A 10,007-nucleotide genomic window follows, 5' to 3' on the forward strand; every position below is an offset into this window, starting at 1 on the left:
ATTAATAATGAATGACTGAGCGAATCGACTTACCTTCGTGCATTAAGTCGAACGCTTTATTAATGTCTTCTAATGGCATGGTATGGGTAATAAAGGTATCTAAATCAAACTTACCGTCCATGTATTGTTTAACATAGTCAGGCAGTTCGGTACGGCCTTTAACGCCGCCAAAGGCGCTGCCACGCCATACGCGACCAGTAACCAGTTGGAACGGACGGGTAGAAATTTCTTCACCGGCTCCGGCAACACCAATAATGACAGATTCACCCCAGCCTTTGTGGCAGCACTCAAGTGCAGCGCGCATAACGTCCACGTTACCAATGCATTCAAATGAGAAGTCGACGCCACCATCGGTCATATCAACAATGACTTCCTGAATGGGTTTGTCGTGTTTACTTGGGTTCACAAAGTCGGTCGCGCCAAGCTCCTTGGCAATTTTTTGTTTGTCGTCGTTCACATCAATGGCAATAATGCGGGAAGCTTTAGCTTGCACGGCACCGATAATAACGGCCAGACCAATACCACCAAGGCCAAATACCGCAACCGTGTCGCCTTCCTGCACTTTGGCGGTGTTTTTAACCGCGCCCATGCCGGTGGTGACACCACAGCCAAGCAGACACACTTTTTCAAGCGGTGCTTCTTTTGGAATTTTCGCCAGTGAAATTTCTGGTAGAACGGTGTATTCAGAGAAGGTCGAGGTTCCCATGTAGTGATAAATGGTCTCGCCGTCTTTTGAAAAGCGGCTGCTACCGTCCGGCATTAAACCTTTACCCTGAGTGGCACGAACCGCCTGACACAGGTTGGTTTTACCAGAGGTGCAGAACTTACATTCACCACATTCTGCGGTGTATAAAGGAATGACATGGTCACCGACTTCAACCGAAGTGACGCCTTCGCCGACAGATTCAACAATACCGCCACCTTCGTGACCTAATACGGAAGGAAAAATGCCTTCAGGATCTTTACCTGACAAGGTGTAAGCGTCAGTGTGGCAGACACCGGTTGCAATAATGCGAACGCGGACTTCGCCTTTTTTCGGTGGTGCAACATCAATGGTTTCTTCTTTCAGCGGTTCGCCCGGACCCCAGGCAACCATAGCGCGTGACTTAATCGTTTCCATATTGATTCCTTATACTGTTTGATTCATCGTCTCATTACGTAAAAGCGTAGCCTAAGTTTAACTTTTTCTCATAAGCAGGTAATCTACTGTTTTTACAAATTACTTTTTCATTAATGAAATAATGGGGCAGTATGAAGCCTTGGCAGGGAATTAGCGAATTTGCGGCAGTGGCTGAATTGCATAGCTTTACCGCAGCGGCTCACCAATTGGGGCTGTCGGTGGCACAGGTAAGCCGAAATATTGCAGCGCTGGAGCAAAGGCTGCAGATGCAACTGCTGTATCGCTCAACCCGGAGTGTCAGCTTAACAGAAGAGGGAAAGCTCTACTTACCCCATTGCCAGCACCTCGTTGCCAGTCTGAGAGATGCCGATCAGGCCATTCAGCAGCGCACACAACAGCCACAGGGTTTAATTCGTATTACCGCACCGGTCTACTATGGCGAGCGGTTTATTGCACCTCTGTTGAATGATTTTTTGCAGATTTATGGGGATTGCCGTCTGGATTTACAGCTGACAAACGAGCAGGTCGACTTAATTGAAGGCAGTTATGATGTGGCTATACGTTTAGGGCAACTTGGGAATCCGAGGTTACGCGCCCGGAAACTAGGGTCACGCCGGCATTTTGTCGTAGGCTCACCGGCTTATTTTAGTCAATTTGGATGCCCGCAAAACATTGATGGCTTGGATGAGCATCACTGTTTTACCGGAACGGTTAAGCAATGGCGTTTTCAGGTTGATGGCAAGCTGGAAACTGTTCGACCGGAGTCGTACCTGCATTGCAACAATGGTCTGGCACTTCGTGATGCCGCAATAAAAGGCTTGGGGTTGGCAATGCTGCCGGATTATTACGTGACTGAGTCGTTGGAAAATGGACAGTTAGAGGAAGTGTTAGCGGATTTTCGACAACCGGATGATGGTATATGGGCGTTGTATCCGGAAAATCGTCAGGTGATTCCTAAAGTACGGGTGCTACTGGATTATTTATCTGAAAAATTAATACTGGAAAGATAGAGAGCTGAGGGATAAAAAAATGGTGGTTGCTACTGGGCTCGAACCAGTGACCCTCGCCTTGTAAGGGCGATGCTCTCCCAACTGAGCTAAGCAACCATCCTGAAGGTCTGCAACTAAGGGGAAGAAGAGAAGTGGTGGTTGCTACTGGGCTTGAACCAGTGACCCTCGCCTTGTAAGGGCGATGCTCTCCCAACTGAGCTAAGCAACCATTCTCACTGTGACACTTCTGCGTCGTTGCGAGGTGGCATTATAGGGCGCAGATATAAACTGTCAAATAAAAATTGCTAACTTTGGTTCGTTTGCTGACATTTTAATCACTTCGAATAGCAGATGCGTCAAGCGCTCAGTCTTGATAAACTTACGCTCATTAAATTGACCGGTTTCAAAGAAAGGAATAAACATGAGTGTGGTAACGCGTTTTGCCCCCAGCCCGACTGGGTATTTGCACGTTGGTGGTGCCCGTACGGCATTGTATTCATGGCTAGTTGCAAAGGCACAGGGCGGCGAGTTCGTGCTGCGTATCGAAGATACCGACCGTGAACGTTCAACGCAACCTGCTATCGATGCCATTTTAGAAGGTATGGAATGGCTGGGCTTAAGCTGGGATCGCGGACCTTATTACCAGACTCAACGTTTTGAGCGCTATAAAGAGTTAATCGACAAGTTACTGGAAGAAGACAAAGCCTATAAATGCTATTGCTCAACGGAGCGCTTAGAGAAAATGCGTGAAGAGCAAATGGCGGCTGGTGAAAAGCCTCGTTACGACGGTCATTGCCGTGACAATCCTGACGTCGGCGGTGATAAGTACGTGATCCGCTTCCGTAACCCGCAAGACGGCAGTGTGGTTTTTGATGATCACATTCGTGGGCGCATTGAATTCGCTAATACCGAACTGGATGATTTGATCATTGCCCGTACTGACGGTACGCCGACTTATAACTTCTGTGTGGTGGTTGACGACTGGGACATGGATATTACGCACGTGGTACGTGGTGAAGACCATATTAATAACACCCCGCGTCAGATTAATATTCTGAAAGCTCTGGGCGCGCCGGTACCTCAGTACGCTCACGTGTCGATGATTTTAGGTGACGATGGTAAGAAACTGTCGAAACGTCATGGTGCAGTCAGCGTTATGCAATACCGCGACGACGGCTACGTACCGGAAGCGGTCGTGAACTACTTAGCACGCCTGGGTTGGTCTCATGGTGACCAGGAAATATTCAGCCGTGAAGAGCTGGTTGAGTACTTTAAGCTGGATGACGTTAACAAAGCAGCGTCAGCGTTTAATACCGAAAAGCTTAATTGGTTAAATCAGCACTACATGAAAACTTTGCCTGCAGAGCAAGTTGCACCGCAATTGCAATGGCAGTTTGACCAAATAGGTGTGGACACAAGCAATGGTCCAGCGCTAGAGCAAGTTGTGTCGTTGCAGGCTGATCGGGTAAAAACCTTAAAAGAAATGGCTGCCATTAGCCGTTACTTCTTTGAGTCGGTCGATGAGTTTGACGAGAAAGCCGCGAAGAAGCACCTGCGGCCGGTAGCTAAGGAACCTCTGGTAAAAGCCAAAGAACTGTTTGGAACCGTTGCTGATTGGAATGCAGAGAATATTCAGGCGGCAATTAATCAGACCGCCGCTGACTTGGACGTGGGCATGGGCAAAGTAGGTATGCCGCTGCGTGTTGCAGCAACCGGTGGAGGCAACTCTCCTTCGTTAGATGTAACGCTGGAACTTATCCCCCAAAAGACGGTTCTGGCGCGTATTGACCTTGCGTTAGAGTTTATTGTAAACCGTGAAAATGCGTAAGTTGCCGCGCTGAACTGAGTGCGTAGCCTTTTGTCTTGCAAAGGGCTACGCAAAGCGCTTGAGAAGCCGAGCCACCATTGGATGCTCGAAAGGGCGCTTTAGAGTAATCGCATAAAAGTGTTCGAACACGTTGGGCAGAGTCAGGTAGCGTTTTAACTGCCCGTTGTTCAATTCATCCCTCACAACAACATCCGGAATAACCGCCAGGGCTCCGGTATCACGCGCCAGTAGTCGCAACATTGCCATATCGTCTGCCTCGGCAAGTACCCGTGGTTGCCATTTGTATTCGGCGCTTAACATATCGAATGCCGCTCGTTGGGGCATGTTTTCCGGTGGTAGAACCCAGTTTTTGTTCCGTAAAGAGGCATCTGTCAGACGTTCTATATCGCGTCCCGGCGGCCCTATAACGGATACTGGCTGACGCGCTAACAGGCGGCTTTGCCATAATTGCTTGTCACTGCCCCGTACGTTGGTATTCGCCAACGCCAGGTCAATTTGATGGTTAGCCAACTCATTAAACAACTGGTCGGGGGTCATTGAGTGCAGACGGTATTGCACTTCCTGCTGGTGGACTAAGTCGCTGATAAATGCTTCGACAAAGTTACGTGACATGGTCGAGGCATGACCAATACGAATCACTAAATCAGCACCGTCCATTCCTTGTTTCAGCTGTTTGACCAGGTTCTCACCTTCGTGAAAGATCCGATTGGCGTACTGACGAGCAATGTACCCGGCTTGAGTCAGTACTAGCTGGCGGCCCTGACGTTCAAATAAAGGCGTGCCTAACCATTCTTCCAACTGTTTTATTTGCGCCGATAAAGCCGATTGCGACACATGAAGTTTTTGAGCGGTTTGGGTTAAATGGCCACTTTCCGCCACATGCCAGAAGTAAAAGAGATGTTTGTAATTCATAGTTGCTAATAACCGTTCTTTAAAATAGAACAATATTATATTTTATATCTATTTTACTTAACATTAAAGACGCCCCCATAATTGCCCCAAACAAAATACCCAGGATGCATCAATGACTGAATGGTTGACATTATCTGGCGTTCGCCCTGTGTTATTGGCTCTGGTGGCTTTATTAGCACTGGTAGTAACGCGCTACGCTGTCACAAACTTCCGGCTGGATCCGCGCCGTCGTTCTTTCGTTTCTAAATTGGTCGGCTGCTTAGTAGCGGTACTCGTACTTATCGTCAGTAACCATATTGTGGTTTTCTTTGTGGCCTGGATGAGCATCAGCCTGCAACTGCACAGGCTGCTCATGTTTTATCCTGAGCGTGACAGAGCGGTACTGGCGGCTCATAAAAAATTCATTCTGGCACGCTGCTCAGAAGCCTTTTTAGGCACGGCTTTTGTCCTTATGTACCTCAACACGGGCAGCTTTCAATTAGACACCATACTCAAGCAGTTTGCTACGGCACCTACCAGTATTACCCAGCACATTGCGGCAGTCTGTCTGGTTATGGCGGCATTGATAAAGTGCGCTCAGTTGCCCCTGCATGGCTGGCTCATTCAGGTCGTTGAAGCACCGACACCGGTTTCCGCATTATTACACGCAGGCATTATTAACCTTGGCGGCTTCTTGCTGCTGGTCACCGTACCTTTATGGAGCAATAGTGTTCTGGCCGTGTGGTTATTGTGTCTGGTCTCGGCTGCTTCGTGCTGTTTTGCTGCATTAATTATGGCAACACGTATCAGCATCAAGGTGCGTCTGGCATGGTCAACCTGTGCGCAAATGGGCCTGATGCTGCTGGAAATTGGTTTGGGATACTACGACTTAGCCTTGCTTCACCTGGTTGCACACTCGGTTTACAAAGCTCATGCCTTCTTATCGGTCAGCGAAGTTGCTGTCATTAAACAGCCTCAGGCGCGCTCAATATTACGGGTGAGCCTGGTCTTTCTGATTTTTCAGGCACTCATTGCTGCTACGTGCTGGTGGTTACTGGGTGATCCGAAGTGGTTACCGTCGGCTCTATTAGCCATGGCGTTAGCGACTATTTGGATGAATCTCCACCAATGGCTGTTGCGATTTGCTGTTTCAGTGCTGGCGATAGTTGCTTACCTGCTTCTTGGTGTGCTGGTACAACAAGTTGTGGAGCCACAACCGCCGTTTAACAGCTTGCTACTGGAGCCGGTTATTACCGTGCTGTTCAATATCTTCGCTTTTACATATTGGCTGGTGCATCACACGCCATCGCGTCGTCTGAGCCAACGCTGGTTTATCACTTTGAACGCCGGACTTTATTTGGACGAGTGGCTGACGCGACTGGTGTTGTGGTTGTGGCCCAGTCATCCCATTCGTTATTACCAACGGCGTAGCCGACAAGAGGGGCGCTTATGATCACCGTCAGTCGTTTTGTGTCTATTGCGGAACAAGTCAGTCAGTCCATTGCGCCGCAGTGGCCCTTGTCTCAATGGATAGCGGTTAACCCTTTCTGGCATTATCGCCAGCAACCGGTTAGCGGTGTCGCTGCGCATTGGCGTTACTGTGCGGGGAGTCGACTTCTAATGAGCCCTGACTTTTATTGGCAACAGTGGCAGCAAAATCAAATTGCCCCAGAATTAGTGACCGAAGACATGGTGCGGGAGCTGGAGCAACGAACTCAGTCCCGTGAGTTGCTGCCGCAATGGCGAAACCTAAGCCAGTGGGTGGATAAATATCAACAGCGTCGCCGAAAAATGCGCTGGAATGACGAAGTGGTGCTGCAAATTAGCCAGACTTGCGGCTTGTTTATGCAGTTTCCTACGCGCTTCCAGCAAGCGGGTAAGGACAGCTCGTTGTATCAACATTGGTTAACGATATCCCGTGCTGATCGCGGTATTGAAACTTTGATGGACGAGGCCGACTTAAACGATTTATTTGCGGAGCTCCCGGATGATCCGCATGAGCTTATTAGCGTCTGTCAGGCGAGTTTTTTAACCGATGCGTCGGACTATGCACTGCGCTGTTACTGCCAGGCTCTTATCAGTGACCTGTGGGGCTGGGCCGCAGCTATGGCTTATCAGGACGCCCGCCAGCAGAGTCAGTGGGTATTTGAGTTGTTATGCATTCGACTGGCCTGGGAGTACATTCTTTGGCAACTGGCTGAGCGGACCAACACGGCTGTTTATCAGCAGTTGCAGCAAGCGCTTGCGACGCAGATAGAAAACTGTGAAGGGCAAGTGTCTCATATTGAAGAATATAACGATGTTCTGTGGCAGTGGCAGGCGGCTTATGAACGCTCACAGTTGAAGACACTGAAATTCAGCCCGGAAAACTCAGATAAGGCCGCGAATGAAACCTCAGTGGTGCAGGCGGTGTTTTGTATCGATGTGCGCTCTGAGCGTTATCGTCGTGCGCTAGAACAAGCAGGGGAGCGCTTGGGGGTAAGTACACAAAGCAAAGGCTTTGCTGGCTTTTTTGGTGTGCCTTTGGCGGTTCAGATGAAGGAGCAGAACGTTCCCCATGCGCCAGGTCTGTTGCAACCGGCCTATTACGTTAAAGCACCGGAGCGTAAGCATTCGGTTATGTCATTACTCAGTAACCTGTTTAATACGCCAGTGTCGATGTTCAGCGGCGTTGAAGCGCTTGGATTGGGCAAGTTGAAAGAGTTGCTGACAGGAGCACCCGGAAAGCTGGCAACTGCCGACGACACTGCCGTTTCCGGCAGCGTTATTTTTCAGGCTGATGGTCAGGCGTCAGTAGAGTCTTTGGTGAGCTTATGCGAGCAGGCATTGGCGGGTATGCAGTTCGACTCGTTCGGGAAGCACGTAATTCTGGTAGGGCACGGTTCACATCACAGCAATAATGCTCAGCGTGCAGGGCTCAACTGTGGGGCCTGTGGCGGTCAGTCCGGAGCCTTAAGTGCCCGGGTACTAAGCCGTTTATTAAACGATGATGAAATCCGAAAGCATCTCGTTGACCGGGGCGTTCAGATCCCCGCGGACACTCGGTTCTACTCAGCGCTGCATGAAACAGTAACCGACAAGGTGGTGTGGCTATCCGATTCCGTACCGGATCAGGTTAAGTGTTTATTCAGCAATGCCACAGAGGCATTAACCACGTCGACCAATGGGTCAGCTAAACAGCTTAAAAAGCAGGCGAACCATTGGGCGGAACTGCGTCCGGAGTGGGGGTTAGCCGATAATAATGTGCTGTTTTTCGGACGAGCTAGCCGATTAACGTCGTCGGAAACGGTCGGCAGTAACTTTTTGCATGACTACTGCAGCGAGCGTGACCCTAAAGGGGCGTTGCTGACACAACTGTTGAGTGCCCCGGGACTGGTCGCCAACTGGATAAACTGGCAGTACTACTGCTCGGTGACTGATCCGAAACAGCTGGGTAGCGGCAATAAATTGCTGCACAACCGGGTCGCGAATGACATTGGTATTTTCGAGGGAAATGGTGGTGACTTACGTCAGGGACTGGCCTGGCAGTCGGTGCACGACGGTAGTGACTTTGTACACAGACCGGTACGGCTGCAGGTGATTATTGAAGCCGATGAAGCCACCATTCAGCGTGCGTTAGCTGGTGCTACCGCGTTTAACGAATTATTTCAGCAGCAGTGGATCAATCTGTATCGGCTGAATGCAGGAGGTGAGTTATGCCAAGTAACAGCAGAATAACGCCTGCTAACGGGGTAACCTGTTATACATTTAAAGAACTTTACGAGCATGTTCGCTCACGGCCTTTTAATCAGCCATTTGCTCTGCGTTATGGCGATGGCAGTGTTGATCACGGTCTGAACTCGGAAGAGGCCATGAAAGAGAGTTTACGGGCTCACGACAATCCCTATTTAAAGCAGCCCGTGGTTATCGAGTGGTAATTCTCTTTTTTTGTCATTTTTATAACGGCAGTCAGTGGGAGTGCTCAGGAATTCAATAAAACCTGAGTGACTGACTGCCCACTTTTCTCCGCTGGTTTTATCTAGCGCAAAAATCTGAATAAAATCCTTTGCCAAATTCAGTGCAATTCTGGTTACAATAGCCTTTAGTTCTCTCCACTTTGTTTATATAGAAGCTTTGACCTCTATATAGGATTAACGATGCCTAAAATTTGGTGGAAGCGTCTTATCAGGCTACCGGGACCATGGGATAAATAATGCCAGATATAAAACACTTGATTGAAAATAACAAAGCGTGGGCAGAAGAGCAGGTAAAAAAAGATCCTGATTTTTTCAAACGTTTAGTGGGTCAGCAGTCTCCCGAGTACTTGTGGATAGGTTGTTCTGACAGCCGGGTTCCGGCAAATGAAATTGTCGGCATGGCGCCGGGTGAACTCTTTGTTCATAGAAATGTGGCAAACCAGGTCATTCAGACAGACTTTAACTGCTTATCAGTTATTCAATTCGCTATTGAAGCACTTAAAGTAAGGCATATTCTTGTTGTTGGTCATTACGGTTGTGGTGGTGTGAAGGCGGCAATTGAGAGTAAACCCCATGGTTTGGTTGACCATTGGCTGTATCCTATTCGCGACGTTTACCGTGAGCATGCAGAAGAGTTAGAGCGGTTGAATGAAAATGACCAGCTTGATCGTTTGTGCGAGTTAAACGTGGTGGAGCAGGTTAAAAACCTGGCAAAGACCAACGTTGTTCAGGAAACCTGGGATAAAGATCAGCCATTGACGATACACGGTTGGGTTTATCGGTTGGATAACGGCTTAGTCAATGATATGAATGTATCGGTTTCGAGCCGGGAAGGATTGGAGCAGGTTTACCACGTTTACCATCAAAAACTGCCAAAAGCGGTTCGTGGTTAAGATTTGATGAATTACTGAGCAAACTGCAATAAAAATGCTCAAACAACAGTATTTTTAGAAAAAATAGTTGACACATTAGCTCAGGTCACAATAGAATGCGCCCCGCTGTCAGGGCAGTCTGAGACTGTTTAGTGCGGGGCTATAGCTCAGCTGGGAGAGCGCTTGCATGGCATGCAAGAGGTCAGCGGTTCGATCCCGCTTAGCTCCACCAAGTTGTTTTGGTAAAGCACACTGGTAGTAATAAGTATTTGGTTGCGTCCCCTTCGTCTAGTGGTCCAGGACACCGCCCTTTCACGGCGGTAACAGGGGTTCAAATCCCCTAGGGGACGC

8 protein-coding genes and 4 tRNA genes are annotated in these 10,007 nt (G+C 48.9%); 8 read left to right on the forward strand and 4 right to left on the reverse strand.

The genetic code is table 11. The annotated features are described in order from the left end of the window. Position 1: 1 nt before the first annotated feature. A complete protein-coding gene (locus ACP7FG_RS12805; RefSeq protein WP_439226614.1) occupies positions 2-1,120 on the reverse strand; it encodes an S-(hydroxymethyl)glutathione dehydrogenase/class III alcohol dehydrogenase in 1,119 nt (372 codons plus the stop codon). Positions 1,121-1,251: 131 nt separating this feature from the next. On the opposite strand from ACP7FG_RS12805, the gene ACP7FG_RS12810 reads away from it, so the two are divergent. Beyond that, complete coding sequence (locus ACP7FG_RS12810) at positions 1,252-2,130, forward strand: LysR family transcriptional regulator (RefSeq protein WP_439226615.1); 879 nt, start codon at positions 1,252-1,254, stop codon at positions 2,128-2,130. A 20-nt stretch (positions 2,131-2,150) separates the two neighbouring features. Here the strand turns inward: ACP7FG_RS12810 and ACP7FG_RS12815 are convergent. Together ACP7FG_RS12815 and ACP7FG_RS12820 are read right to left on the reverse strand one after the other, a co-directional pair. Continuing rightward, a tRNA-Val gene (locus tag ACP7FG_RS12815) sits at positions 2,151-2,226 on the reverse strand. 36 nt (positions 2,227-2,262) lie between these two features. Next, positions 2,263-2,338: transfer RNA gene (locus tag ACP7FG_RS12820), tRNA-Val, on the reverse strand. Positions 2,339-2,530: 192 nt separating this feature from the next. On the opposite strand from ACP7FG_RS12820, the gene gltX reads away from it, so the two are divergent. After that, positions 2,531-3,937: a glutamate--tRNA ligase gene (gene gltX / locus ACP7FG_RS12825; RefSeq protein ID WP_439226616.1), complete on the forward strand. Its 1,407-nt coding sequence runs from the start codon at positions 2,531-2,533 to the stop codon at positions 3,935-3,937. Between the two features lie 45 nt (positions 3,938-3,982). On the opposite strand, the gene ACP7FG_RS12830 is transcribed toward gltX, so the two are convergent. Next, positions 3,983-4,849 (reverse strand): LysR family transcriptional regulator, encoded by an 867-nt coding sequence (locus tag ACP7FG_RS12830; RefSeq protein ID WP_439226617.1) that lies wholly within the window; start codon positions 4,847-4,849, stop codon positions 3,983-3,985. A gap of 112 nt (positions 4,850-4,961) precedes the next feature. Here ACP7FG_RS12830 and ACP7FG_RS12835 point away from each other — a divergent pair, with 112 nt between their 5' ends. The 6 genes from ACP7FG_RS12835 (at position 4,962) to ACP7FG_RS12860 (ending at position 10,006) form a co-directional block, all read left to right on the forward strand. Next, a complete protein-coding gene (locus tag ACP7FG_RS12835) occupies positions 4,962-6,281 on the forward strand; it encodes an NADH-quinone oxidoreductase subunit L (RefSeq protein ID WP_439226618.1) in 1,320 nt (439 codons plus the stop codon). After that, positions 6,278-8,545, forward strand: a complete 2,268-nt coding sequence (locus tag ACP7FG_RS12840) for a putative inorganic carbon transporter subunit DabA (protein ID WP_439226619.1) — start codon at positions 6,278-6,280, stop codon at positions 8,543-8,545. The genes ACP7FG_RS12835 and ACP7FG_RS12840 overlap by 4 nt, the downstream gene beginning before the upstream one ends. After that, positions 8,524-8,745, forward strand: a complete 222-nt coding sequence (locus ACP7FG_RS12845; RefSeq protein WP_222235568.1) for a hypothetical protein — start codon at positions 8,524-8,526, stop codon at positions 8,743-8,745. Before ACP7FG_RS12840 ends, ACP7FG_RS12845 begins: the two co-directional genes overlap by 22 nt. Before the next feature lie 275 nt (positions 8,746-9,020). Beyond that, the gene (gene can / locus ACP7FG_RS12850) at positions 9,021-9,677 is read left to right on the forward strand and encodes a carbonate dehydratase (RefSeq protein WP_054491278.1); all 657 of its coding nucleotides are present in this window, start codon (positions 9,021-9,023) and stop codon (positions 9,675-9,677) included. Between the two features lie 135 nt (positions 9,678-9,812). Then, a tRNA-Ala gene (locus ACP7FG_RS12855) sits at positions 9,813-9,888 on the forward strand. Positions 9,889-9,933: 45 nt separating this feature from the next. Beyond that, positions 9,934-10,006 (forward strand) — tRNA-Glu (locus ACP7FG_RS12860). Position 10,007: the final 1 nt, after the last annotated feature.

Origin of the sequence: Idiomarina sp. ST10R2A5 (assembly GCF_051842325.1) — a bacterium.
GTDB lineage: Bacteria > Pseudomonadota > Gammaproteobacteria > Enterobacterales > Alteromonadaceae > Idiomarina > Idiomarina abyssalis.